Annotated in this window: 23 protein-coding genes; 5 read left to right on the top strand and 18 right to left on the bottom strand. The window is 69.8% G+C overall.

Features of this window, described 5'->3' with window-relative positions:
- Positions 1-64: 64 nt before the first annotated feature.
- On the bottom strand, positions 65-550 hold the full coding sequence (locus LRM40_RS04820) for a YqaA family protein (protein WP_151122160.1): 486 nt from the start codon (positions 548-550) through the stop codon (positions 65-67).
- A 118-nt stretch (positions 551-668) separates the two neighbouring features.
- Here LRM40_RS04820 and dusB point away from each other — a divergent pair, with 118 nt between their 5' ends.
- From dusB to ruvC, 4 genes are all read left to right on the top strand, one after another.
- On the top strand, positions 669-1,709 hold the full coding sequence (gene dusB / locus LRM40_RS04815; RefSeq protein WP_151122161.1) for a tRNA dihydrouridine synthase DusB: 1,041 nt from the start codon (positions 669-671) through the stop codon (positions 1,707-1,709).
- 50 nt (positions 1,710-1,759) lie between these two features.
- Positions 1,760-1,999: a Fis family transcriptional regulator gene (locus LRM40_RS04810; RefSeq protein WP_022981057.1), complete on the top strand. Its 240-nt coding sequence runs from the start codon at positions 1,760-1,762 to the stop codon at positions 1,997-1,999.
- 56 nt (positions 2,000-2,055) lie between these two features.
- On the top strand, positions 2,056-3,642 hold the full coding sequence (gene purH, locus LRM40_RS04805; protein ID WP_151122162.1) for a bifunctional phosphoribosylaminoimidazolecarboxamide formyltransferase/IMP cyclohydrolase: 1,587 nt from the start codon (positions 2,056-2,058) through the stop codon (positions 3,640-3,642).
- Positions 3,643-3,748: 106 nt separating this feature from the next.
- Positions 3,749-4,303: a crossover junction endodeoxyribonuclease RuvC gene (ruvC, locus tag LRM40_RS04800; protein WP_151122163.1), complete on the top strand. Its 555-nt coding sequence runs from the start codon at positions 3,749-3,751 to the stop codon at positions 4,301-4,303.
- On the opposite strand, the gene LRM40_RS04795 is transcribed toward ruvC, so the two are convergent.
- From LRM40_RS04795 to LRM40_RS04775, 5 genes are all read right to left on the bottom strand, one after another.
- Complete coding sequence (locus LRM40_RS04795) at positions 4,297-4,968, bottom strand: SdpI family protein (protein ID WP_151122164.1); 672 nt, start codon at positions 4,966-4,968, stop codon at positions 4,297-4,299. The two genes, ruvC and LRM40_RS04795, sit on opposite strands and share 7 nt — an antisense overlap.
- Positions 4,961-5,275, bottom strand: coding sequence for an autorepressor SdpR family transcription factor (locus tag LRM40_RS04790; RefSeq protein WP_151122165.1), 315 nt, complete (start codon positions 5,273-5,275; stop codon positions 4,961-4,963). Before LRM40_RS04790 ends, LRM40_RS04795 begins: the two co-directional genes overlap by 8 nt.
- Before the next feature lie 132 nt (positions 5,276-5,407).
- The gene (locus tag LRM40_RS04785; RefSeq protein WP_231067728.1) at positions 5,408-6,844 is read right to left on the bottom strand and encodes an efflux transporter outer membrane subunit; all 1,437 of its coding nucleotides are present in this window, start codon (positions 6,842-6,844) and stop codon (positions 5,408-5,410) included.
- Positions 6,844-10,023 (bottom strand): efflux RND transporter permease subunit, encoded by a 3,180-nt coding sequence (locus LRM40_RS04780; RefSeq protein WP_151122166.1) that lies wholly within the window; start codon positions 10,021-10,023, stop codon positions 6,844-6,846. The genes LRM40_RS04785 and LRM40_RS04780 overlap by 1 nt, the downstream gene beginning before the upstream one ends.
- A gap of 16 nt (positions 10,024-10,039) precedes the next feature.
- Positions 10,040-11,287, bottom strand: coding sequence for an efflux RND transporter periplasmic adaptor subunit (locus LRM40_RS04775; RefSeq protein ID WP_151122167.1), 1,248 nt, complete (start codon positions 11,285-11,287; stop codon positions 10,040-10,042).
- Between the two features lie 148 nt (positions 11,288-11,435).
- On the opposite strand from LRM40_RS04775, the gene LRM40_RS04765 reads away from it, so the two are divergent.
- Entirely contained in the window at positions 11,436-12,065 is a 630-nt protein-coding gene (locus LRM40_RS04765) for a TetR family transcriptional regulator (RefSeq protein ID WP_170288763.1), read from the top strand.
- A gap of 6 nt (positions 12,066-12,071) precedes the next feature.
- On the opposite strand, the gene LRM40_RS04760 is transcribed toward LRM40_RS04765, so the two are convergent.
- The 12 genes from LRM40_RS04760 to murD form a co-directional block, all read right to left on the bottom strand.
- Positions 12,072-12,257 (bottom strand): hypothetical protein, encoded by a 186-nt coding sequence (locus LRM40_RS04760; RefSeq protein WP_151122168.1) that lies wholly within the window; start codon positions 12,255-12,257, stop codon positions 12,072-12,074.
- Positions 12,258-12,273: 16 nt separating this feature from the next.
- A complete protein-coding gene (gene lpxC, locus LRM40_RS04755; RefSeq protein WP_151122169.1) occupies positions 12,274-13,209 on the bottom strand; it encodes a UDP-3-O-acyl-N-acetylglucosamine deacetylase in 936 nt (311 codons plus the stop codon).
- Positions 13,210-13,247: 38 nt separating this feature from the next.
- Positions 13,248-15,206 carry a sensor histidine kinase gene (locus tag LRM40_RS04750; protein ID WP_170288764.1) on the bottom strand — a complete coding sequence of 653 codons (1,959 nt, stop codon included), beginning with the start codon at positions 15,204-15,206 and terminating at the stop codon, positions 13,248-13,250.
- The gene (locus LRM40_RS04745) at positions 15,172-15,819 is read right to left on the bottom strand and encodes a response regulator transcription factor (protein ID WP_151122171.1); all 648 of its coding nucleotides are present in this window, start codon (positions 15,817-15,819) and stop codon (positions 15,172-15,174) included. Before LRM40_RS04745 ends, LRM40_RS04750 begins: the two co-directional genes overlap by 35 nt.
- A 122-nt stretch (positions 15,820-15,941) precedes the next feature.
- A complete protein-coding gene (gene ftsZ / locus LRM40_RS04740) occupies positions 15,942-17,186 on the bottom strand; it encodes a cell division protein FtsZ (protein WP_151122172.1) in 1,245 nt (414 codons plus the stop codon).
- A gap of 99 nt (positions 17,187-17,285) precedes the next feature.
- Complete coding sequence (gene ftsA / locus LRM40_RS04735; protein ID WP_022981070.1) at positions 17,286-18,518, bottom strand: cell division protein FtsA; 1,233 nt, start codon at positions 18,516-18,518, stop codon at positions 17,286-17,288.
- A 7-nt stretch (positions 18,519-18,525) separates the two neighbouring features.
- Positions 18,526-19,314, bottom strand: coding sequence for a cell division protein FtsQ/DivIB (locus LRM40_RS04730; RefSeq protein ID WP_151122173.1), 789 nt, complete (start codon positions 19,312-19,314; stop codon positions 18,526-18,528).
- Positions 19,311-20,288, bottom strand: a complete 978-nt coding sequence (locus LRM40_RS04725) for a D-alanine--D-alanine ligase (protein ID WP_151122174.1) — start codon at positions 20,286-20,288, stop codon at positions 19,311-19,313. Before LRM40_RS04725 ends, LRM40_RS04730 begins: the two co-directional genes overlap by 4 nt.
- Entirely contained in the window at positions 20,285-21,694 is a 1,410-nt protein-coding gene (murC, locus tag LRM40_RS04720) for a UDP-N-acetylmuramate--L-alanine ligase (RefSeq protein ID WP_151122175.1), read from the bottom strand. Before murC ends, LRM40_RS04725 begins: the two co-directional genes overlap by 4 nt.
- Positions 21,691-22,785: an undecaprenyldiphospho-muramoylpentapeptide beta-N-acetylglucosaminyltransferase gene (gene murG / locus LRM40_RS04715; RefSeq protein WP_231067727.1), complete on the bottom strand. Its 1,095-nt coding sequence runs from the start codon at positions 22,783-22,785 to the stop codon at positions 21,691-21,693. Before murG ends, murC begins: the two co-directional genes overlap by 4 nt.
- Positions 22,782-24,053 (bottom strand): putative lipid II flippase FtsW, encoded by a 1,272-nt coding sequence (ftsW, locus tag LRM40_RS04710; RefSeq protein ID WP_151122176.1) that lies wholly within the window; start codon positions 24,051-24,053, stop codon positions 22,782-22,784. The genes murG and ftsW overlap by 4 nt, the downstream gene beginning before the upstream one ends.
- On the bottom strand, positions 24,050-25,870 hold the full coding sequence (murD, locus tag LRM40_RS04705) for a UDP-N-acetylmuramoyl-L-alanine--D-glutamate ligase (protein WP_151122177.1): 1,821 nt from the start codon (positions 25,868-25,870) through the stop codon (positions 24,050-24,052). Before murD ends, ftsW begins: the two co-directional genes overlap by 4 nt.
- Between the last annotated feature and the right edge of the window lie 4 nt (positions 25,871-25,874).

Genomic DNA, 25,874 nt, shown 5'->3' with positions numbered 1-25,874 from the left:
CCGTCCTCCAACGGCGGGAGGGGGTTCCCTCCAAGGGGGGATGCCCGCCCCTGCCCGCCTCTCTTCAGGGTTGCCAGGCGCCCGGGAACCAGCCCAGCAGGGCCAGCGTCATCACCACATAGCGCAGGAACTTGCCCACCATCATGTAGCCCACGCAGGGCCAGAAGGGCAGGCGCAGCCAGCCGGCCAGCGCACACAGCGGGTCACCCACGATGGGCAGCCAGCTGACCAGGCAGGCCCGCGGGCCGAAGCGCTGCAGCCATTGCAGCAGGCGGACCTCCCGGGGTGGGCGGTGGCGCAGGTGCTCGTAGGCGCGCTCGGCCCCGTAGCCCGTCCACCAGGTGATGGCGCCGCCGACGGTGTTGCCCAGCGTGGCCACCACGATGGCCGGCCACAGCAGTTCGGGGTTGAGCTTGACCAGGCCGAACAGCACCGCCTCCGACCCCATGGGCAGCAGGGTGGCCGACAGCAGGGCCACCAGGAACAGCGTGCTCAGGCCGAACTCCGGCAGGGCCAGCCAGGACAGCAGGGTGTGCATCCAGGAATCCATGGCGCGATTGTGGCCCGCCGCCGCGCCCCGTTCGCGGGTGGCTCGGGCCGCCAGGCGACCCGGGCGGCGAGGTCTATAATCCTGCCTCCTTTTTAAGCAATTCCCCACCCCCTCCCCCATGCGCATCGGCCCCCATGAGCTGCCGAACCATCTGTTCGTTGCCCCGATGGCCGGGGTGACGGACCGGCCGTTTCGCACGCTGTGCAAGCGCCTGGGGGCAGGCTATGCGGTCAGCGAGATGGTCACCTCGCGCAAGGACCTGTGGAATTCGCTCAAGACCTCGCGCCGGGCCGACCACACCGGTGAGACTGCCCCCATCGCGGTGCAGATCGCCGGCACCGAGCCGGGCATGATGGCCGAGGCCGCCGCCTACAACATCGACCGCGGCGCCCAGATCATCGACATCAACATGGGCTGCCCGGCCAAGAAGGTCTGCAACAAATGGGCGGGCTCGGCCCTGATGCGCGACGAGCCAGGCGCCATCGCCATCGTCGAGGCCGTGGTGGCCGCCTGCGCCCCGCGCGGCGTGCCCGTGACACTGAAGATGCGCACCGGCTGGTGCGACACCGAGCGCAATGCCGTGGCCCTGGCGCGCGCCGCCGAGGCCGCCGGCGTGGCCATGGTGACGGTGCATGGCCGCACCCGCGAGCAGGGCTACAAGGGCCAGGCCGAGTACGAGACTGTGGCCGCGGTGAAGGCCGCGCTGGGCATCCCGGTGGTGGCCAACGGCGACATCGATTCGCCCGAAAAGGCGCTGGCGGTGCTGCAGGCCACGGGCGCCGATGCCCTGATGATCGGCCGCGCGGCCCAGGGCCGGCCCTGGATCTTCCGCGAGATCGCCCACTTCCTGGCCACCGGCACCCACCTGCCCCCGCCCGAGACGCGCGAGGTGCAGGCCTGGCTGACCGAGCATCTGCGCGACCACTACACGCTCTACGGCGAGGACGCGGGCGTGCGCAGCGCGCGCAAGCACATCGGCTGGGCGGTGCGCGCCCTGCCCGGCGGCGAGGCCTTCCGCGCCGCCATGAACACCCTGGACGACTGCGAGGCACAGCTGCGCGCGGTCACCACCTTCTTCGAGGCCCTGGCCGACACCCACCGGCTGCTGCCCTCGACCCCACCGGCTGCCAACCAGGACGCGCTTGCACAACAAGCCTGACGCCGCGCGGTTGCCACCGCCGGCCTGGAGGCCGCCCCATTGCCTGACCCATGAGCAAGAACAACGACATCGATGCCTGCGTCCGCGAGACGCTGGACCAGTACTTCAAGGACCTGCGCGGCGCAGAGCCGCATTCGCTGCACGACATGGTCATCCGCACGGTCGAGAAGCCGCTGCTGGAAGTCGTGATGCAACAGGCCGACGGCAACCAGAGCAAGGCTGCCGAGTGGCTGGGCATCAACCGCAACACCTTGCGCCGCAAGCTGGTCGAGCACAAGCTGATCAAGTGAGCCGCTGACCCGCCGCCCCGCCCTCCCCCTTTTCTTCCATCCCACCGCACACCACCATGGCCCTCACCGCCCTGCTCTCGGTCTCCGACAAGACCGGCATCGTCGAATTCGCCCAGGCCCTGCACGGCCACGGCATCCGCCTGCTGTCCACCGGCGGCACCGCCAAGCTGCTGGCCCAGGCCGGCCTGCCGGTCACCGAGGTCAGCGAGATCACCGGCTTCCCGGAGATGCTCGACGGCCGCGTCAAGACCCTGCACCCGCGCGTGCACGGCGGCCTGCTGGCTCGCCGCGATGTGCCCGAGCACATGGCCGCGCTCAAGGAGCACGGCATCGGCACGATCGACCTGCTGATCATCAACCTCTACCCCTTCGCCAAGGCCACCGCCAAGGCCGATTGCACGCTTGAAGACGCGATCGAGAACATCGACATCGGCGGCCCGGCCATGCTGCGCGCCGCGGCCAAGAACTGGCAGGACGTGGGCGTGGTGATCGACCCGACCGACTACCCGCAGGTGCTGGCCGAGCTGACCGACTCCCAGGGCACGGCCCTGACCCGCAAGACCAAGTTCATGCTGGCCAAGAAGGTGTTCTCGCACACCGCCGCCTACGACGGCATGATCAGCAACTACCTGACCTCGCTGGAAGCCGGCTCCGAAGAGAAGACCGCCGAGGTCCCCAAGCGCGAGGAATACCCTGCCGTCTTCAACCTGCAGCTGCACAAGGTGCAGGGCATGCGTTACGGCGAGAACCCGCACCAGTCGGCCGCCTTCTACAAGGAAGCCCAGGTGGCCGAGGGCCTGCTGGCCGGCTGGACCCAGATCCAGGGCAAGGAACTGTCCTTCAACAACATCGCCGATGCCGACGCCGCCTGGGAATGCGTCAAGGCCTTCGACGTGCCGGCCTGCGTGATCGTCAAGCATGCCAACCCCTGCGGCGTGGCCGTGGGCGCCACGCTGCTGGAAGCCTATGAGAAGGCCCTGAAGACCGACCCGACCAGCGCCTTCGGCGGCATCATCGCCTTCAACCGTCCGCTGGACGCCGACGTGGTCGAGAAGATCAATGCGAACAAGCACTTCGTCGAAGTGGCGATCGCCCCGGTCATCACGCCGGCCGCCCGCGCGGCCTACGCCAGCAAGATCAATGTGCGCCTGCTCGAAGTGCCGGTGAGCCGTGCCGTCAACGCGCTGGACATGAAGCGCGTGGGTGGCGGCATGCTGCTGCAGTCGGCCGACAACATCGACGTGGTCGGTGAGCTGAAGGTGGTCACGAAGGTGCAGCCCACCGCCCAGCAGATGGAGGACCTGAAGTTCGCCTGGACCGTGGCGCGCTTCGTCAAGTCCAACGCCATCGTGTTCTGCAAGGACGGCATGACCTTCGGTGTCGGCGCCGGCCAGATGAGCCGCCTGGATTCGGCCCGCATCGCCAGCATCAAGGCCCAGGCCGCCGGCCTGAGCCTGTCGGGCACGGCGGTGGCCAGCGACGCCTTCTTCCCGTTCCGCGACGGCCTGGACGTGGTGGTGGATGCGGGCGCGACCTGCGTCATCCATCCGGGTGGCTCGATGCGCGACGAGGAAGTCATCGCCGCAGCCGACGAGCGCGGCATCGCGATGGTGCTGACCGGCACCCGTCACTTCCGCCATTGATCTGCCGCCCGGGGCGCATGTCGCCCGCGGCCCCGCAAGCCCGGCCCCGCGCCGGGCTTTTTCATGCCCGCCGGCCCACCGTCACCCAGCGATTAACATGCCCGCCATGACCCGCGTGATCGGCATTGACCCTGGCCTGCAGTGCACCGGCTTCGGCGTCGTCCAGAAGGACGGCAGCCAGCTGCAGTACGTGGCCAGCGGCACCATCCGCACCACCAGCGGCATCGCGCTGGGCGATCTGCCGGGCCGGCTGAAGATGATCTTCGAGGGCGTGCAGGAGGTGGTGCGGCGCTACGAACCCGACCAGGCCTCCTGCGAGATCGTCTTCGTCAACGTGAACCCGCAGAGCACGCTGCTGCTGGGCCAGGCCCGGGGCGCGGCCATCACCGCGCTGGCCACCTGCGGCCTGCCGGTCAACGAGTACACCGCGCTGCAGATGAAGAAGTCGGTGGTGGGCCACGGCCATGCGCGCAAGGACCAGATCCAGGAGATGGTCAAGCGCCTGCTGAACCTGCCCGGCCTGCCCAGCAAGGACGCGGCCGACGCGCTGGGGCTGGCCATCACCCATGTGCACGCCGGCGGCTCCTTCGCCGCCATGGCCCAGGCCACCACCCTGAACCGCCGCACCCACGCCCAGTTCAAGGGCGGGCGGACCTACTGATCCGCCGAACCGGCCTGTGCGGCACGCCACAGCCGCCAGGACTGCAGCACCGGCGCCAGGCTGATCAGCACCAGCACGGCCACCGTCAGGGGAAGCAGGGCGGGTGAGCGGGGCATGGCCCAGGCCAGGGCGGCCAGCAGCGCCGCCCCTGCCACGAAGACGCGACCCGCCCAGCGGTGCGTCCGGTCCCACACCCGCTCGCTGCTGAGCGTCCAGGGTGTGCGGATGCCGACGAAGAAGTTGGAGCGCAGCTTGCCCAGCACATTGCCGATGCCGGCCAACAGAGCGGCCAGAGCCCAGACCGGCCATTGCGGCAGCGGCCCGATCCACCCCAGGGTCTGCAACACGACGAAGACCTGCAGCCCCGCCAGGAAGCCCAGCAGGGTGAGCCAGATCGCATCCAGCGCCGGCGCGGACTGCCGCAGGTGGTCGCCGCGCGGATCGAGCTGCGGCAGGATCCGGCGCAAGCCATGGAGCAGCAGCGCCAGCGCGGGCAGCCACAGCAGGCCGGGCAGCGGCGCCGCCCACCCATCCGCCTGGCCGTCCGGCCCGAAGTGGATGGGCACCTGCGCGTCGGCCGGCAGCCGGGCCCAGGCCCAGGCGCCCACGGCCGCGTTGGCCAGCAGCAGCCCCTGCTGGGCGTGGCGGGCCAGCGTCTCAGCCATGGGACGCCTCACCACCCTCGCCCGAGGGCGCCGCCCCGCCGCGCGGGCGGGCCAGGCCGAACAGGTCGGCAAAGCCCAGCAACGCTTCTTCCAGCACCGACAGGTTGAGCCGGTAGGTGATGCTGGTGCCGGACTTGGTGGAGGTCACCAGCTCGGCATCACGCAGCACCTGGAAATGGGCGGACAAGGTGGACTTGCCCAGGGTGAAGCGGTCCGCCAACTCGCCGGCGGTCATGTCGCGCTCGCGCAGCAGCTGCAGGATGCGCCGCCGCGTCGGATCGCTCAGGGCTTTGAAGATCTTGTCCATATTCGCAATTTCGCCAATTACAGAATAAATGTCAAGTGTTTCCTGAAGACGATGCGTCGGCACATGGAAAAAAGCCCGGCCACGGAGCACTCCGTGGCCGGGCCGGCAAGGTCGGGTCGGTTCAGCGCAGGCTCAGGACGGCTCGGCCGAACTGGCCGGGGCTTCCGCGCTCAGCGGGGCACCCCGCTCCTCGCCGCCCAGGGCCTTGTACAGGCTCAGGCGGTTGAGCAGTTCGCCCAGGCGCACCTGGACCAGGGCCTGCTCGGCACTGGCGAGCGAACGCTCGATGTCCAGGTAGTCCAGCTGGCTGGCCGCACCCACGTCGTACTTCAGCTTGGTCAGGCGGTAGCGCTCGCGCTCGGCCTCCAGCAAGCCGCTCTGGGCCTGCACCTGGGTGCGCCACTGGGCCTGGCCCTGCAGCGCGGTGGCCGCCTCGCTGAAGGCGGTCTGCACCGCCTTCTCGTACTGGGCCACTGCGATGTCGCGGTTGACCTCGGCCACCTTGACGTTGGCCTGACGGCGGCCCGCGTCGAAGATGCTCAGCAGCACCGAGCCGCTGATCGTCGAGGCCGTCACCCCGTCGTGGATCAGGCCGGACAGGCTGTCGCTGACCACGCCGTAGCTGCCGCTGAGGGTGATGGCCGGGAACAGCGCGGCGCGCGCGGCACCGATGTTGGCGTTGGCCGCCACCAGGCTCTGCTCGGCCTGCATCAGATCCGGACGGCCCAGCAGCAGATCGGAGGACGCAAAGGCGGGCACATCGGCCAGCCAGTGCGCGTCGGTGGCCGCCATCGCGCCGGGCAGCAGCTCGGGCGGCAGGGCCTCGCCCACCAGCAGGTTCAGGGCGTTCAGGTCGGCGTCGCGCTGACGCTGCAGCTGGGCCACCGTGGCGCGGGCCTGGGCCGACAGGGTCTGCACGCCGCGCAGGTCCAGCTCGGAAGCCGCCCCCACGTCGGCCTGCAAACGGACCAGCCGCAGGGTTTCGTCCCGCGTGGCCAGCGTGCGCTGGGCCAGACGCAGCTGCTCCTCGTCGGCCGCCAGGGTCAGCCAGGCGGTGGCGGTGGCCGTCACCAGCGACAGCCGGGCCGAACGGGCCGCTGCCACGTTGCCGAGCAGGGTGGCGCTGGCGGCATCGCTGTTGTTGCGCAGCCGGCCGAACAGGTCCAGCTCATAGGAAGCCAGCTGCAGCCCGCCGGTGAAAGTGTTGGCCTCCTTGCCGCCGCTGTTGGGCGCGCGCTGGCCGGTCAGGCCCACGCTCAGGGCCGGCCAGCGGTCCGCATCGGTGATGCGCAGCTGGGCCCGGCTGCGCTCCACGTTCAGCACCGCCACCCGCAGGTCCCGGTTCTGGGTCAGCGCGCGGTTGACCACCTGGCGCAAGCGTTCGTCGCGCACCAGCTCGCGCCAGCCCGGCAGGGCGGCCGGCGCGGACGACGGGGCCGCCGGGGCCGCCGGCAGCGTGGCCGGCACCGGCAGCGCCGGGCGCTGGTAGTCCGGCGCCAGGTTCAGGCAGCCCGCCAGGCCCAGGCTCAGGGCCAGCGGGGTCAGGGTCATCGTCAGACGCCGGATCATCAGCGGTCCTCCTCGCCGGGCAGCATGCCGCCCACGGCGCTTTCAGTCTTCTCCGAAGAGATCATCGTGTTGTGGCCGCTGACATGGCCGCCCTTGAACAGCCGGCGGATCACCACGTAGAACACCGGCACCATGAACACGGCCAGCACCGTGGCCGTGATCATGCCGCCCATCACACCCGTGCCGATCGCCCGCTGGCTGGCCGAGCCGGCACCGCTGGAAATGGCCAGCGGCAGCACGCCCAGGATGAAGGCGAAGGAGGTCATGATGATCGGGCGGAAGCGCAGATGGCAGGCTTCCAGCGTGGCCTTGAGCAGGCTCTTGCCCTCGGCCTGCAGGTCCTTGGCGAACTCGATGATCAGGATGGCGTTCTTCGCGGACAGGCCGATGATGGTGATCAGGCCGACCTTGAAGTACACGTCATTGGGCATGCCGCGCAGCCAGACGCCGCACAGCGAGCCCAGCACGCCCAGCGGCACCACCAGCAGCACGGCCACCGGGATGCTCCAGCTCTCGTACAGCGCAGCCAGGCACAGGAAGACCGCCAGCATCGAGAAGGCCATCAGGTAGATGGCCTGCGAGCCGGAGAGCTTTTCCTCACGCGACTGGCCGGTCCACTCGAAACCGAAGCCCGGCGGCAGCTGGCTGGCCAGCTTCTCCATCTCGTTCATCGCGTCACCGGTGGAATAGCCCGGCGCGGCGTCACCGGCGATCTTCATCGCGGGGTAGCCGTTGTAGCGGATGGTCTGGATGGGGCCGTTGACCCAGCGGGTCGAGGCGAAGGCCGACAGCGGCACCTGCTGACCCTTGCTGTTGGGCACGTAGAGCCGCAGGATGTCCTCCGGCGTCATGCGGGCGGAAGCCTCGGCCTGCACCACCACCCGCTGCAGACGGCCCGCATTGGGGAAGTCGTTCACGTAGGTGGAGCCCAGCGCGGTGGACAGCACCGAGCCAATGGTGTTGAAGGACACGCCCAGGGCCGCAGCACGCTCGCGGTCGATGTCCAGCTGCAGCTGGGGCGCGTCTTCCAGGCCGTCCGGGCGCACGCCGGCCAGCACCTTGCTCTGCATGGCCATGCCCAGCAGCTGGTTGCGCGCGGCCAGCAGGGCCTCATGGCCCTGGCCGGAACGGTCCTGCAGCCGGAAGCTGAAGCCGGTGGCCGTGCCCAGCTCGGGGATGGGCGGCGGGCTGAGCGGGAAGATGAAGGCATCGCGGATGCCCATCAGCGCCCCGAAGGCCCGGCCGGCCAGGGCCTGGGCCGAGTGCTGGGGACCCTTGCGCTCCTCCCAGGGCTTGAGCGGCACGAAGGCCAGGGCCGCGTTCTGGCCGGAGCCGGCGAACGAGAAGCCCAGCACGCCCACCACCTTGTCCACCTCGGGCTGGTGCAGGAAGAACTGCTCCACCTGGCTCACCACCGAGGCGGTGCGCGTCTGCGAGGCCCCGGGCGGCAACTGGATGTTGACGATCAGGTAGCCCTGGTCCTCGTTGGGCAGGAAGGAGGTCGGCAGCTTGGTGTAGAGGAAGCCCACCGCGCCGACGATGGCGACGTAGATCACCAGGTAGCGGCCGGCGCGTGGCAGCACCCGCGCCACCAGGCCCTCGTAGCCCTTGGCCGTGCGCTTGAAGCGGCGGTTGAACCAGCCGAAGAAGCCGCCCTTCTCATGGTGATCCTCGGACACCGGCTTGAGCAGCGTGGCGCACAGGGCCGGCGTCAGCGTCAGGGCCAGGAAGGCCGAGAACAGGATGGACACCGCCATGGACAGCGAGAACTGGCGGTAGATGTTGCCCACCGAGCCGCTGAAGAAGGCCATGGGCAGGAACACCGACACCAGCACCACGGTGATGCCGATGATGGCGCCGGTGATCTGACCCATCGCCTTGATCGTCGCATCGTGCGGCGACAGGCCTTCCTCGGCCATGATGCGCTCGACGTTCTCGACCACCACGATGGCGTCGTCCACCAGGATGCCGATGGCCAGCACCATGCCGAACAGCGTCAGCACGTTGATCGAGAAGCCCAGCGCCAGCATCACCGAGAAGGTGCCCGTCAGCGCCACCGGCACCACGATGGTCGGGATCAGCGTGTAGCGGATGTTCTGCAGGAACACCAGCATCACGATGAACACCAGCGCGATGGCTTCGATCAGCGTCTTGACGACCTCTTCGATCGAGATCTTGACGAACTTGGAACTGTCGTAGGGGATGTCGTAGCTCACGCCTTCCGGCATGTACTTCTGCAGCTCGGCCATGCGCTGCTTGATGGCCTCGGCGGTCGCCAGCGCGTTGCCACCCGGCGACTGTTGGATGCCGATGCCCGAGGCCGTCACGCCGTTCAGGCGCGAGGAGCTGGTGTAGGCCTGGCCGCCGACTTCGATGCGCGCCACATCCTTCAGACGCACCGTGGAACCGTCGGTATTGGCCCGCACGATGATCTTGCCGAAGTCATCGACCGTGTGCAGCTGGCCATTGACGTTGATCGTCGCGTAGATCGTCTGGCCCTTGTCCGCGGGCAGCGCGCCGATGCTGCCGGCCGAAACCTGCAGGTTCTGCGCCGCGATGGCGGCATTGACGTCGGCCGTGGACAGGCCGTAGCCCACCAGCTTGGCCGGGTCGACCCAGATGCGCATTGAACGCTCGGTGCCGAACAGCTGGGCCTGGCCCACGCCGGGGATGCGCAGCAGCTCGGGCTGGATGTTGCGCGCCGCATAGTCACCCAGGGCCACGGGGTCGTAGGCCGGGTTCTTGGACGTCATCATCACGAACAGCAGGAAGTTCGAGCGCGCCTTGTCGATGCGCACCCCCTGCTGCGTCACGGCCGCGGGCAGCCGTGGCGTGGCCCGGCTCAACCGGTTCTGCACCTCGATCTGGGCGATGGAGACATCGGTGCCCGGCTCGAAGGTGACGGTGATGGTGCCCGAGCCGTTGGCGTCGGCGCTGGACTCCATGTAGATCAGGCCGGGCGCGCCGTTGAGCTCCTGCTCGATGACGGACAGCACGCTGTCCTCCAGCACCTGGGCGGAGGCGCCGGGGTAGGCCGTGGAGATGACGATGGAAGGCGGCGCCACCGTCGGGTACTGGGCCACGGGCAGCCGGGTGATGGCCGCCGCCCCGATCACGACGATGAACAGCGCGATGACCCACGCGAAGATGGGCCGGTCGATGAAGAAACGGGATCGCATGCGATGCGCTCCTGGTTCAGTGGCTGGCCGCCGAGGCCGGCGCCGCCGCCGGAGCGGAAGCGGGACCGGTCGGCGTCCAGGGCACCGGGTTCACGGCGGCCTTGGGGCGGATCTTCTGGAAGCCATCGACCACCACCTGGTCGCCCGGCTGCAGGCCGCCCAGCACCACCCAGTCGCTGCCGTGGGTGCCGCCCAGCTGCACCGGGCGCACGCTGACCTGCTTGTCCGGCGTGACGACCATCACGGTGTCGCCGGCGGTGCCGCGTGACACGGCCTGCTGCGGCACCAGGATGGCGTCGGTGGCCCGCGCGGTGGCGATGCGCACCTTCACGTACAGGCCCGGCAGCAGCTCGCCCTTGGGGTTGGGCAGCTCGGCACGCAGCGTGACCTGGCCGGAGGTGCTGTCCACGGTGATGTCGGAGAACAGCAGCTGGCCGGCCAGCGGATACACCGAACCGTCGTCCAGCACCACATGGACCTCGGCCGAACCGGCCTTCTGGAACTTGCCGGCCTCGACGGCGCGCTTGAGCTTCATCGCATCGGCGGCCGACTCGGTGAAGTTGACATACAGCTTGTCGATCTGCTGCACGGTGGCCAGCAGCGTGGCTTCGCCCGCACTGACCAAGGCCCCTTCGGTGACCTCGGCCCGGCCGATGCGGCCGCTGATGGGCGAGAGCACGGCGGCGTAGTCCACGTTCAGCTTGGCCTGCACCACGGCGGCCTTGGCGGCGGCCACATCGGCCTGGGCCTGCTTGTAGGCGGCCTGGGTGCTCACCCAGTCCTGGTCGCTGATGGCCTTGGCCTGGGCCAGGGGCCGGTTGCGGTCCAGCGTCGCCTGGGCCTGCATCAGCACGGCCTCGGCCTTGGCCTCGGTGGCCAGGGCGCTGTCCAGGGCGGCGCGGTAGGGCACCGGGTCGATCTCGAACAGGCTCTGACCGGACTTGACCACGCTGCCTTCGGTGAACAGCCGGCGCTTGACCACCCCGGTGACGCGGGCGCGCACCTGGGCCGTGCGGATGGCCTCCAGACGGCCCGGCAACTCGGTGGTGACGTCCACCGAGCTGGTCTTGGCGGTGATGACCCCCACCGGCGCGGGGGGCATCTGCCCACCCTGCGGCCCTCCGGCCCCCTGGCCGCAGCCGGACAGGGCCGCCAGGGTCAGGGCCGCCAGGCCGGCCAGCGGCCATGCGGGAACGCGACGCAGCCGCGCCGCGGAGGAAGACAGGGGCGCCGGATCCAGCGCAGTCTGGGGCTTCAAAGCCATGGTCGTCCTTTGTTGACTCGTGTCAAACCTCCGGCGGGTGGGTCAACCCTGCCGGAGGTGGGGCTTGTGAGGGAGAGCAAAATCGAGCGATGAGTTTACATACAATCTTGGATGTATGTTCCACAACAGGGTTATGCCGAGGTAAGCCATGGCGCGCCGAACCAAGGAAGACGCTCTGGCCACACGCCACCGCATTCTGGACGCTGCCGAGCAGGTGTTCGAGTCGCAGGGGGTTGCACGCACATCCCTGCAGCAGGTCGCGGCCGAAGCCGGCGTGACCCGGGGCGCCATCTACTGGCACTTCAAGGACAAGGCGGAACTCTTCTCCGCGATGATGGACCGGGTCCTGTTGCCCTGCGAGTGGGCCATGGACGATGCCGAGCAGATCGAGGAGGAGCATCCCGACCCCTTGTCGGCGGTGACCGCGCTGACCCTGGCCCCGCTGGAACAACTCTGCACCGATGGCCGGCTGCGGCGGGTCTTCACCATCGCGATGCACTTCACCGAATACACGGAAGAGATGAGCCCGGTGCGGACCCGCTGCGACGATGGCGTGGGACGCTACATCGCCGAGATCGACCGCCTGCTGCGGCAGGCCATGCGCCGGGGCCTGCTGCCCGCGGGCCTGGACAGCCGTGCGCAGGCCACCGCCCTGTTCGCGATGATCGACGGGCTGATGCACAACTGGACACGCCAGCCCTCGGCCTTCGCCTTGCTGCCCGTGGCCCGGGCAGGCGTGCAGAGCTTCCTGCGCGGCGTGGCCCAGCCCCCGGGCTGAGCGGCGTCAGAGCAGCGCGGGCAGCCTTTCCAGCACCAGCACCGCCGCGCCCCCCAGGGCCGCCAGCAGCGTCCACTTGATGATCACCAGGCCGCGCCGGCGCCAGACCGGCTGGCCGGTGGCCACATAGGCCGCGAAACACAGCAGGCCGGCCACCAGCAGCAGGCCGAAGACGAGGCGGAACACAAACATCACGCGCGGTCCCCGCTCACCAGGCCGGCGCCAGCTCGGCAAAGCCGGCCGGGGCCTTCTTCTCGTCGTCGAAGGTGACGATCTCGTAGGCGCTCTCGTCGGCCAGCAGGGCCCGCAGCAGCTTGTTGTTCAGCGCGTGGCCGCCCTTGAACGAGGTGTAGGCCGCCAGCAGCGGGTGGCCACCGATGTAGAGGTCGCCGATGGCGTCCAGGATCTTGTGCTTGGCGATCTCGTCGTCGTAGCGCAGGCCCTCGCTGTTGAGCACCCGGTAGTCGTCGATGACGATGGCGTTGTCCATGCTGCCACCCAGGGTCAGGCCGCGCGAACGCATGGCCTCGACGTCCTTGGTGAAGCCGAAGGTGCGGGCGCGGGCGATCTCCTGCTTGTAGCGGCCCGAACCCATGTCGAAGGTGACTTCCTGCGGTGTGGCGTCCACGGCCGGATGGTTGAAGTCGATCTGGAAGGTCAGCTTGTAGCCGTGGTAGGGCTCCAGGCGGGCCCACAGCAGGCGACGGCCCTCGCCTTCGCGCACCTCCACCGTCTTCTTGACCCGCAGGAAGCGCTTGGGCGCCTTCTGCAGTTCGATGCCGGCACTCTGCAGCAGGAACACGAAGGAGGCCGAGGAGCCGTCCAGGATGGGCACCTCGTCGGCGGTGATGTCCACGTAGAGGTTGTCGATGCCCAGGCCCGCGCAGGCCGACATCAGATGCTCGATGGTCTGGACCTTGGGGGCCCCCGGGTCGCCACCGGGCGAGATGGTGGAAGCCATGCGGGTGTCGCAGACCGAATCGAAGCGCACCGGGATGTCCACCGGCTGCGGCAGGTCCACGCGGCGGAACACAATGCCGGTGTCCGGCGCGGCCGGCCGCAAGGTCAGCTCGACCTTCTGGCCGCTGTGCAGGCCCACGCCGACGGCGCGGGTCAGGGACTTGAGGGTGCGTTGCTGAAGCATGGGGACAGGCGGAGATCCGGGTCAGCGCGGATTGTCCTTCAAGCCGGATCTTTGCGCTGAAAAGCCAGATCCAGTTGCACGCTGGTGCCCAGGCCGGGCCGGCTGTCGATGTGCAGCCGGCCTCCCAGTCGGGCCGCCCGCTCGCGCAGGTGGCGCAGTCCGCGGCCGGGCGTGGTCTGGGCCGGGTCGAAGCCGATGCCATCGTCCTCGATGGCCACCCGCACGCCGTCGGGCTGGCGGCTGATGGCGATGCGCACCTGCCGGGCATGGGCGTGCCGCAGCACGTTGTTGAGCACCTCCTGCACGATGCGCAACACCTGCAGGGCCTCCGGCGGCGTGAGCCAGTCCAGCGGCGGCAGGTCATCCACCGCCCACACAAGATTCAGCCCGGCGGCCTCCAGGCGCCGCGCCAGGCGGTGGCGCAACAGGGCCAGCAGGGTCACCAGGTCGTTGCCGATCGGCTCCAGCGAGTCGATCACCAGGCGCAGATCATCCAGGCATTCCCTCAGCAGGCCGGCCACCGCGTCGCGCGACAGGCGACCCTGCTCGGCCAGCACCAGGGCCGACATCAGGTTGGAACCCAGGCCGTCGTGCATGTCCCGCACCAGGCGCTGGCGCTCCAGCAGCAGGGCCTGCTCGCGCTCCACGCTGCGCAGGCGCTCGTGGTTCTCGCGCAGTTCCTCCTCGCGCCGGGCCAGCTGCTCTTCCAGGCGCTGCTGGGCCTCGGCCGCCTGGCGTGTGGCCAGCACGTAGCGCCGCTGCGCCGCGTAGAGGAAGGCCAGCAGCACCACCAGGCTGGCGTAGGGCAGCAGGTAGATGGACGACGGCGCGATGACACCGGTGACCAGCAGCAGGTCGTGCAGGCCGAAGGCCTCGGTGAGCCAGAAGGCCAGGGTGATGTGGCGCAGCTCCTCGCCGCCGGTCTGCAGGGTCCTCAGGGTCAGCAGCAAGCCCACCGCGCTGGCCACCACGGCGTTGATCAGGTGCACCGCCAGCAGGCTGTGCAGGGGCATGCCGGGCAGGGGCATGGACAGCAGGGACACGGCCAGCACGAACACCAGCAAGGCCCGGGTCAGCCGCGGCGAGGGCCGCGGATCGAAATACAGCGCGAACAGGTACATCAGTGCCATCACCCAGGCCAGCGAGGCATTGGTCATCCACCAGAACCAGTCGAGCGTCACCTGCTGCCGCGGCAGGGTGGTGTAGTAGTGCAGGTTGCGCAAGGTCCAGGCCACCGAGGTCAGCGCGAAGACCAGGAACGAGGACTCCCGCGGCCGGCCCAGCCAGTAGACCAGCGCGATCACCCCCAGGGCCAGGAAGGCCAGGCTGCCCACCTGGGCCCCCGACTGCTGCAGTTGGGTGCGCGCCTCGTAGGCAGGCAGCAGCGCCTCGGAGGGCCCCAGGTAGATCCGGCTGATCCGGTGCCCCTGGTCCGCGGGATGCACCACGCCGACCGCCCAGCGGGTGAGGGTCGCCTGCTCGCAGAGGCCCACATCCACCCAGACCGGGCGGTTCCACTGCTCCCGCCACAGGTCGGCGCCGTCCCACTGCAAAGACCAGCGCCCCTCGCGCCAGCCGGCCACCACCACCGCGCCGCCGGACACGCGGGGCACATACAGCGCACAACGTGCCCCGGCGCCCCCCCCAGGCAGCGCCCTGGCGGCCGGCAGCAGGTGCCACCAGATCCCCAGGTCCGGTGCCGCCAGACCCGCCTCATCAGTGCCGCGCAGGGGCAGCGACACAGGCCGCCAGACCGGCTCCGAGCCTGGCGCCTGAAGCTGGCGCAGCACCGCCGCGGCGCCGGCCTGCCGGGAGCCCAGTGTCAACGGTTGAACGTGCAGGCCAACCTGCGAGATCGGCTCCACCGAGTGGCGGGGCAGATCCACCACCCAGGCGGCCGTGAGCAGAATCAGGAGCGCCACGCCCAACAGCAGCAGCTGACGGGCCCAGCCGACCGGCAGATCAGTCGCGGACGAGGCCCAGCTTGCGGGCCTCATAGATGGCCTCGGTCTTGGAGTGGACCTGCAGCTTGCGGTAGCTGCGCTTGACATAGGTCATCATCGTGTGACGGGACAGACCAAGCATGCTGGCGATCTCGTCGAAGCTGAAGCCCTTGGCACTGTAGGTCAGCACCTGGCGCTCCTGGGGCGACAGCAGGGCCTCGTCGGCCAGCGGCTGGCTGCCCTGGGGGGCCAGCCTCAACAGCAGCTGGCGGGCGATCACCGGGCTGATCGGGCTGCCCCCCGCGCGCAGGGAGCGGATCTGCTCGATCAGGTCGCCGGCGTGGGTGTCCTTGAGCAGATAACCGGTGGCCCCCGCCTCCAGCGAGGCCATCACATGCGGCTCGTCGCCGAACACGGTGACCACCATCACGTCGGTGTCGGGCAGGTGGGCCTGGGCGTGACGGATCAGCTGGATGCCGCTGCCGCTGGGCAGCCCCAGATCCACCAGCAGCACGTCCGGCCGGGTGGCGTCCAGCAGGGCCAGGCCCTCGCCGACGTCGGCGGCCATGCCCAGCAGGCGCATGTCCTCGGCCGTCTGCAGGATGGCGGAGAAGGCGCAGCGGACGCGCTCGTCGTCCTCGACGATGACCACGGAGATGGGTCGCATGCCCGCAGTGTAGACGGCTGGAAATCGGCCGTGTCCCCTGGCTGGGTGACAGGCCCGCCAGACGCAAAAAGGGGGCGCCGAGGCGCCCCCTGAATGCACAGCAACGAAAGACGGATGTCGACTCAGTCGGCCTGCTTGCGCAGGAAGGCCGGGATCTCGATCTCGTCCATGCCGTTGTTGGACAGGGCCTCGACCTTGGCCGCCGCCTGGGTGCGGCCGGTGCGCCACACGCTGGGGGTGGCCAGCGCGCCGTAGTCCTGCTGCACCGGTGCGGCTGCGCCCATGGCCTGCGCCGTGATCGGCGCTGCGGTCGCGCCCATCGGGGTGTTGAGCATCGGCAGGTTGTCGGTGCCGGTGCGCAGCACCTGTTGCGGCTGCGACTGCACCACGGTCAGCGGCGCGGCGGCACGCTTGCTGCCCGACAGGCCGGTGGCGATCACGGTCACGCGCAGCTGGTCGCCCAGGCTGTCGTCGTAGGCGGCGCCGAAGATCACGTGCGCATCTTCCGCGGCATAGCGGCGGATGGTGTTCATCGCGTTCTTGCTTTCCGACAGTTTGAAGGTCGAACGGGCGGCGGCGATCAGCACGAGCACGCCGCGCGCGCCGGACAGGTCGATGCCTTCCAGCAGCGGGCAGGCCACGGCGGCCTCGGCAGCCTTGATGGCGCGGTCCGGGCCGGTGGCCATCGCGGTGCCCATCATGGCCTTGCCCGGCTCGCTCATCACCGTCTTGACGTCTTCGAAGTCGACGTTCACGAAGGCGTCCATGTGGATGATGTCGCTGATGCCGCCCACGGCGTTCTTCAGGACGTCGTTGGCGTGCGCGAAGGCCTGGTCCTGGGTGACGTCGTCGCCCAGCACCTCCAGCAGCTTCTCGTTGAGCACCACGATCAGCGAGTCGACGTTGGCTTCCAGCTCGGACACGCCGGCATCGGCCTGCTTGCTGCGGCGGCCGCCTTCGAACTCGAAGGGCTTGGTCACCACGCCGACGGTCAGGATGCCCATTTCCTTGGCGATGCGGGCGATCACCGGCGCGGCGCCGGTGCCGGTGCCGCCACCCATGCCGGCCGTGATGAACAGCATGTGGGCGCCGGAGATGGATTCGCGGATGCGGTCCTCGGCCTCCTGGGCGGCGCGCTGGCCGACCTCGGGCTTGGAGCCCGCCCCCAGACCGGTGGCCCCCAGCTGGACCAGGTGCGGTGCCGCGCTGCGGTTGAGCGCCTGGGCATCCGTGTTGGCGCAGATGAACTCCACGCCCTGAACGCCCTGGGCGATCATGTGCTCGACCGCGTTGCCGCCGCCGCCGCCCACACCGATCACCTTGATCTGCGTGCCTTGGTCGAATTCTTCGATCATTTCGATGGCCATGGTGACCTCCTTCTCCGTTTCGTTGCAGTTGCCGTTTGCGTTGAATTCGGGTTCGCTGCGGACCTGTGCCGACCGCTGGGAACCCCTCACTTCAGAAACTCAAAAATTACCCAGGAACCAGTCCCGCGCCTTCCCGAACATGGTCTTGACCGATCCCGCCTGTTGCGCAGCCTTGTGGCCGCGGGTGTGGGCGAGCCGTGCTTCTTCGAGCAGACCCATCACGGTGGCCGAGCGCGGATTGGCCACCATGTCGAACAGTGCGCTGGAATAGGTCGGCAGGCCCTTGCGGACCGGCTTGAGGAAGATGTCCTCCCCCAGCTCGACCATGCCCGGCATGACCGCCGTGCCCCCGGTGATCACGATGCCCGAGGACAGCAGCTCCTCGTAGCCCGACTCGCGGATCACCTGGTGCACCAGCGAGAAGATCTCTTCCACCCGCGGCTCGATGACGCCGGCCAGGGCCTGGCGGCTGAGCATGCGCGGCACGCGGTCGCCCAGGCCGGGCACTTCCAGCTGTTCGGCCGGATCGGCCAGCAGCTGCTTGGCCACGCCGTACTCGACCTTGATTTCCTCGGCGTCCTTGGTCGGCGTGCGCAGCGCCATCGCGATGTCGCTGGTGATCAGGTCGCCGGCGATGGGGATGACCGCGGTGTGGCGGATGGAGCCGCCGGTGTAGATGGCCACGTCGGTGGTGCCCGCGCCGATGTCCACCACCGCCACGCCCAGGTCCTTCTCGTCGTCGGTCAGCACCGCGGCGGCCGAGGCGGTCGGGGTCAGGCACAGCTGCTCGACCTCCAGGCCGCAGCGCCGCACGCACTTGATGATGTTCTCGGCCGCGCTCTGCGCGCCGGTGGCGATGTGCACCTTGACCTCGAGCCGGCTGCCGCTCATGCCGATCGGCTCCTTGACCTCGTGGCCGTCGATCACGAACTCCTGCGACTCGACCAGCAGCAGGCGCTGGTCGTTGGGGATGTTGATGGCCTTGGCGGTCTCGATCACCCGCGCCACGTCGGTGGGCGTGACCTCGCGGTTGTCGCGCACGATGACCATGCCGGTGCTGTTCTGGCCCCGGATGTGGCTGCCGGTGATGCCGGTGTAGACGCGCTCGATCTTGCAGGCGGCCATCATCTCGGCTTCCTTGAGCGCCTGCTGGATGCTTTGCACGGTGGCGTCGATGTTGACCACGACGCCACGCTTGAGACCGTGCGAGGACGCGACGCCCAGGCCGGCCACGCGCAGCTCGCCGCCGGCGACGACCTCGGCCACCACCGCCATGACCTTGGCGGTGCCGATGTCCAGCCCGACGACGAGATCCTTGTATTCCTTGGCCATGCCTTCCTCAATGCGTGGTGGGGGTGTTGGCGGCGCCGGCCGCGCCCTTCAGGCGCAGCGCATAGCCATCGGTGTGCCGCAGATCGGCCTGGCTCCAGCCGCGCGGCAGGCGGGCGGCGGCCTGGGTGACGGTGCGCACGAAGCGGGCGCAGCGGGCCAGCACTTCCTCATCGCTGCCGCGGCCGATCTCGACCACGGCGCCGTTGTCCATCTCGGCCTCCCAGGAGCCGCGACCCGACAGCGCCAGACGTGTCACCTGCAGATCCAGCGGGGCGAAGACCGGGTTCAGGCGGCGGTACATGGCCAGCATCTCCGGCGCATTGGCCTCGTCGCCGGAGAACTCGGGCAGCTCCTCGTCGTCCACGTCGCCGACGTTGGCCTCGAAGACCTCGCCGTAGGTGTTGACCAGGCGGTCGTTGCCCTCGTCGCCCTTCCAGACGGCGGCGGGCTTGTGCTCCTCCAGCGTCACCTCCAGCAGGTTGGGCCACACACGCTGGACGACCGCATGGCGCACCCAGGGCAGACTTTCAAAGACTTGGCGCGCAGACTGCAAGTCGAGCGTGAAGAAGTTGCCGGTCAGCTTGGCCGCGATGTTGGCCCGGATGTTGGCCGCGCTGTTGCGGCTCACATCGCCCTCCAGCCGGATGCCGGCGAAGGCGAACAGCGGCTGGCGCGCGACCCAGCCCGCGGCCGCGGCCAGCAGCAGTGCGGCCACGGCCGCAGCCACCACCAGCGTGGTGAACTGGGTCACGCGCACATCGGGCGGCAGCGGTTGGGACAAGGTCGCGGAGTTCATGGCTGGGCGGCGGGGGTCCGGCTGTCCAGGGTGGCGCCGGCGAGCAGACGCAGGCAGAGGTCTTCGTAGCTGATGCCGGCGGCCTTGGCCGATTGCGGCACGAGCGAGTGGCCGGTCATGCCCGGCGAGGTGTTCATCTCCAGCAGGAAGGGCTTGCGGTCGCTGGCGCGGATCATCAGATCGGCGCGGCCCCAGCCTCGGCAACCCAGGGCGCGGTAGGCGGCCACCACCAGGCGCTGGATCTCGCGCTCCTCCGCCTCGGGCAGGCCGGACGGGACCAGGTAGCGCGTCTCCTCGGAGTAGTACTTGTGCTCGAAATCGTAGTTGCCGTCGGGGGCCTGGATGCGGATCACCGGCAACGCGGCGGAGGCTTCGCCCTCACCCAGCACGGGGCAGGTCACCTCGTCACCGTCGATGAATTCTTCGCAAAGCACGTCGGAGTCGTATTGTGCCGCGAGAGTGACCGCTTCCTGCATGCCGGAATACCCCCGCACCTTCGTCACACCGAAGGAAGAACCCTCCTTGGCCGGCTTGACGATCAGCGGCAGGCCCAGGGCATCGGGCACCTCTCGCACCATTTCATGCGTGCGCTCCTCGGTGGACAGGCGGCGCCAGCGCGGCGTGGGCAGGCCTTCGGCCAGCCAGACCCGCTTGGTCATGACCTTGTCCATCGCCACGGCCGAGGCCATCACGCCCGAGCCGGTGTAGGGAATGCCCAACAGTTCGAGCGCGCCCTGCACCGTGCCGTCCTCGCCATGGCGACCGTGCAGGGCGATGAAGCAGCGGTCGAAGCCCTCGCGCTTGAGATCGCCCAGGTCGCGTTCGGCCGGATCGAAGGCATGGGCGTCCACGCCGCGCGAGCGCAGGGCCTTGAGCACGCCCTCGCCCGACATCAGCGAGACCGGCCGCTCGGCCGAGCTGCCGCCCATCAACACCGCCACCTTGCCCAGCGCCTTCACGTCCACCGTGCTCATGCTGCTTGTCCCACCTGTTCCACCACCTGGGCCGGCACGGCCCCGATCGAGCCTGCGCCCATCACGATCACCACATCCCCGTCGCGTGCGAAGCCCGCGATCTCGGCCGGCAGCTGCTTCACGTCGTCGACGAACAGCGGATCGACCTTGCCGGCCACCCGCAGGGCGCGTGCCAGCGAACGGCCATCGGCCGCGACGATGGGCGCCTCGCCCGCCGCGTAGACCTCGGTCAGCAGCACCGCGTCGGCCTGGCCCAGCACCTTGACGAAGTCCTCGAAGCAGTCGCGGGTGCGGGTGTAGCGGTGCGGCTGGAAGGCCAGCACCAGGCGCCGGCCCGGGAAGGCCCCGCGCGCGGCGGCGATGACCGCGGCCATCTCCACCGGGTGGTGGCCGTAGTCGTCGATCAGGGTGAACTGGCCGCCGCCCTGGCAGGCCAGCTCGCCGTAGCGCTGGAAGCGTCGGCCCACGCCGCTGAACTTGGCCAGCGCCGCCACGATGGGCTCGTCCGGCAGTTCCAGCTCGGTGGCCACCGCGATGGCCGCCAGCGCATTGCGCACGTTGTGCTCGCCCGGCAGGTTCAGCGTGATGTCCAGGTCGGGCATCACATGGCCGTTGCGCCGCTGGCAGGTGAAGCGCATGCGGCCACCGGCCAATGCCTGCACATCGACCGCCCGCACCGGCAGGCCCTCGCCCAGGCCGTACTGGACCACCGGGCGGGAGATCATCGGAATGATGCTCTGCACGCCCGGGTCGTCGCCGCACAGCACCGCCGCGCCGTAGAAGGGCATGCGGTGGATGAACTCCACGAAGGCCTGCTTCAGCCGCGCGTAGTCGTGGCCGTAGGTGTCCATGTGGTCCTGGTCGATGTTGGTCACCACCGACAGGATGGGCATCAGGTTCAGGAAGGAGGCGTCCGACTCGTCGGCCTCGACCACGATGAACTCGCCCGAGCCGAGGCGCGAGTTGGCGCCGGCCGAATTGAGCTTGCCGCCGATCACGAAGGTGGGGTCCACGCCCGCCTCGGCCAGCACGCTGGTGACCAGCGAGGTCGTGGTCGTCTTGCCGTGGGTGCCGGCGATGGCGATGCCCTTTCTCAGGCGCATCAGCTCGGCCAGCATCACCGCGCGCGGCACCACCGGGATGTGGTGGGACCGGGCGGCGATGACCTCGGGGTTGTCGCCCTTCACGGCCGACGAGATGACCACGGCCTGGGCCGCGCCCAGGTGGGCGGCCTCGTGGCCGATGGTCACGCCGATGCCCAGGCTGGCCAGGCGGCGGGTGGTGGCCGATTCGGCCTGGTCGGAACCGGTGACCTGGTAACCCAGGTTGTGCAGGATCTCGGCGATGCCGCTCATGCCGGCCCCCCCGATGCCCACGAAGTGGATGCGCTTGACGGCGTGTTTCATGTCGGCTTCACCAGCCTTTCAATTTCATCGGCCACCTTGGCGGCGGCCTGCGGCCGCGCCAGCAGGCGGGCCTGCTCGGCCATGGCCAGCAGTCGCTCACGGGACAGCTGCGACAGCAGTTCGGCCAGCGACTGCGGGTTGAGTTCGTTCTGCGGCAGGTGGATGGCCGCGCCGCGCGCCGCCATCCAGGCCGCGTTGTCGCGCTGGTGCGAGGTGGTGCTCACCACCAGCGGCACCAGCACGCTGGCGACACCGGCCGCGCACAGCTCGCTCACCGTGATGGCACCGGCCCGGCAGACGATCACGTCGCACTCGGCCAGGCGGCGGTCCATGTCGTCGATGAAGGGCAGCACCTCGGCCTGCACGCCCAGGGTGGCGTAGCGGGCCCGCACGTCTTCCAGATGGGCCATGCCGGTCTGGTGGGTCACCTGGGGCCGCTGCTCGGCCGGCAGATGGGCCAGGGCGGCGGGCACCTGTTCGTTGAGCACGCGGGCCCCCAGGCTGCCGCCCACCACCAGCACCCGCAGGGGGCCCTGGCGGCCGGCAAAGCGCTGGGCCGGGGCCGGCATGGCCTCGATCTCGGCGCGCACCGGGTTGCCCGTCACCACCGCCTGCTTCACCTTCTCGACGGCCGGGCCGTCGAAGCCGAAGGCCACCTTGTCGGCCACCGGCAGCAGGGCCTTGTTGCTCATCAGCAGGGCGGCGTCGGCATTGACCAGCACCAGCGGCCGGCCACTCAGCTTGGCCACCCAGCCGCCGGGGAAGCAGACGTAGCCGCCCATGCCCAGGACCGCGTCGGCGCGGCGGCGGCGGAAGATCCGGAAGCTGTCCCAGAAGGCCCCGAGCAGGCGGAACACGCCGCCCACGCTGTGGGCCAGGCCCTTGCCGCGCAGGCCGCTGAAGGCCAGGCGGTCCATCGGGATGCCGGTGGGCGGCACCAGCCGGTTCTCCATGCCGCCCTCGGTGCCCAGCCAGCTGACGGTCCAGCCGCGGGTGCCCATCTCGCGCGCCACGGCCAGGCCGGGGATCACATGCCCGCCGGTGCCGGCGGCCATGATGACCAGGTGACGGGTGCGGGCCATCGCGCTCATGCCCGGCCTCCTCGCATGAGCTGCCGATTCTCTTGATCGACCCGCAGCACGATGGCCAGGGCCACGAGGTTGAGCAGCACGCCGGAGCCGCCATAGGACAGCAGCGGCAGCGTCAGGCCCTTGGTGGGCAGCACCCCCAGGTTCACGCCCATGTTGATGAAGCTCTGTGCACCGAACCAGATGCCGATGCCCTGGGCCATCAGCCCGGCGAAGATGCGGTCCAGCGCGATGGCCTGGCGGCCGATCACGAAGACGCGGCGGGTGATCCAGAAGAAGACCGAGATCACGATCACCACCGCGACGAAGCCCAGCTCCTCGCCGATCACCGCCATCAGGAAGTCGGTGTGGGCCTCGGGCAGGTAATGCAGCTTCTCGATCGAGTTGCCCAGGCCCTGGCCGAAGACCTCGCCGCGACCGAAGGCGATCAGCGAGTGGGTCAGCTGGTAGGCCTTGCCCTGGGCGTAGTTGGGGTTCCACGGATCCAGGTAGGCGAAGATGCGCTGGCGGCGGAACTCGCTGAACACGATCATCAGCACGAAGGCGCCGACCAGCACCGCCACGCTGAGCAGGAACATGCGGCCGTTCACGCCGCCCAGGAACAGGATGCCCAGCGCGATCGCGGCGATCACCATGAAGGCGCCCATGTCGGGCTCGGCCAGCAGCAGCACGCCCACCACGCCCAGCGACACGGCCATGGGCCAGACCGCCTTGATGAAGTTCTCCTTGACCTCCATCTTGCGCACCATGTAGCTGGCCGCGTACATGGCCATGGCCAGCTTGCACAGCTCGCTGGGCTGGAAGTTCATGATGCCCAGCGGGATCCAGCGGCGCGCGCCATTCACGCCCTTGCCGATGAAGGGGATCAGCGTGAGGATCAGCAGGGCCAGCGTGGCGGCGAACAGCCAGGGCGCCCACTTCTCCCAGGTGGCGATCGGGATCTGCAGTGTGACGACCGCCGCGACGAAGGCCACCGCGACGAAGGCGGACTGGCGCACCAGGAAGTAGCTGGTGTCGTAGCGCGAGAACTTCGGGCTGTCGGGCATGGCCACCGAGGCCGAATAGACCATCACCAGGCTGAAGGCCAGCAGGCAGACCACCACCCAGATCAATGCGGTGTCGAAGCCCGACACCGACGTTGGCCGCGCCGTGGCGCCGCCCACCCAGTCGCGGATGGGCAGGTGCTCGCTGCCTTCGCGGCCGCGCGCCCACAGGCCCGCCAGCCGCTCGCGCAGCCCGGACCAGTCCGGCAAGGTGGCGGCCAGCTTCATGCGAACAGCTCCCCTTGGTCGGCCGCCCACTGCTGCACCGCGGCGATGAACACCTCGGAGCGATGGGCGTAGTTGCGGAACATGTCCAGGCTGGCGCAGGCCGGGCTCAGCAGCACGGCATCACCGCCCTGGGCCTGGGCGAAGCACCAGGGCACCGCCGCCTCCAGCGTGGCGTGGCGCTGGAAGGGCACGCCCGTGCCGGCCAGCATGGCCTCGATGGCCTCGGCGTCGCGGCCGATCGTGGCCACCGCGCGTGCATGGCGGGCCACCGGGCCGGCCAGCGGGCCGAAGTCCTGGCCCTTGCCGTCTCCGCCCAGGATGACCACCAGCTTGCCGTGGCGGTCAGCGCCCAGGCCGTCCAGCGCGGCCACGGTGGCGCCCACATTGGTGCCCTTGCTGTCGTCGAAGGCCTCGATGCCGCCGACCACACCCACCGATTCGACCCGGTGCGGCTCGCCGCGGTACTCGCGCAGGCCGTGCAGCATCGGCGCCAGCGGGCAGCCGATGGCGGTGGCCAGCGCCAGGGCGGCCAGCGCGTTGGCCGCGTTGTGGCGACCCCGGATGCGCAGCGCATCGGCCGGCATCAGGCGCTGCAGGATGATCTCCTCGGGCTCGTCCTTGCGACGCTTGATGGTCTCGTCGGCCGGCATGGCGCGCACCAGCCAGGCCATGCCACCCTCCACCACCAGACCGAAGTCGCCCGGGTGCTGCGGCGGGTTCAGGCCGAAGCGGCAGACGTTGCGGTGGATGGCCTTCTTGGGCCGGCCGCGGCCGGGGCTGACCATCACCGGCGCCGGCACCATGGCCTCCACCAGCGGGTCGTCGCGGTTGATCACCATCACCGCCTGCTGGCCGAAGATGCGGGCCTTGGCGGCGGCGTAGGCCTCCATCGACCCATGCCAGTCCAGGTGGTCCTGGGTGACGTTGAGCACGGTGGCGGCGCTGGGCTCGAAGCCCTGCACGCCGTCGAGCTGGAAGCTGGAGAGTTCCAGCACCCAGACCTGGGGCAGGTGCTCGAACACCGGCTCGGCCGGCGGCGGCGGGGCCAGCACCACGGGCGCGGCCTCGTCGTCCAGGGGCGTCGCATCGACCGCAGCCACCTCTTCAGTGCCGTCCTCGGTCTCGGTGTCCTCGGCCGCAGCATCGCTCCCCACGGGCGGCTCATCCGCCGGCGCCGGTGCCGCGGCGACCTCGACCGAAGTCGAGTCCACCTGGGGCGCCTGAGCAGCGGCGTCGGCCTCCGCGGCGGCAGCTTCCGCCTCGGCCTGGGCCTGCTCGGCCGCCAGCGCCCGGGCCTCGGCCTCGGCCAGCCAGGCGCTGGTCAGGGTGTCCAGCAGGGTCGGGCCGATGTTGCCGGCCACCGCCACGCGGCGGTCGCAGCGCTCGACCAGTTGGGCGGTCAGCGAGGTGGTCGTCGTCTTGCCATTGGTGCCGGTGATGGCCAGCACCTTGGGCGCATAACCCCAGTCGGCCTTCAGGTCGGCCAGGGCACGGGCGTACAGGTCCAGCTCGCCCGCCACGGGAACGCCCACCGCCTGGGCCGCTGCCAGCAGCGGCTGCAGTTCCGGCTTGGCCGGCGACAGGCCCGGGCTCTTGAGCAGCAGTCGGGCGTCTTCCAGCGTGTCGGCACTCAGCGCGCCACTGAAGAAGCTGGCCGCCGGCACCTCGGCCGCCAGGGCCGCGGCCTGCGGCGGGTTGGCGCGCGAATCCCAGACCCGGATGCGCGCCGCCCCATGGCACGCGCACCAGCGCGCCATCGCCAGGCCGGAGTCACCCAGGCCCAGGATCAGCACGGACAGGTCTTGCAGGTGTTTCATGGTC

It is taken from the genome of Ideonella dechloratans, assembly GCF_021049305.1.
Taxonomy (GTDB): domain Bacteria; phylum Pseudomonadota; class Gammaproteobacteria; order Burkholderiales; family Burkholderiaceae_C; genus Ideonella; species Ideonella dechloratans.
This window is presented reverse-complemented; position numbering and strand designations above follow the sequence as displayed.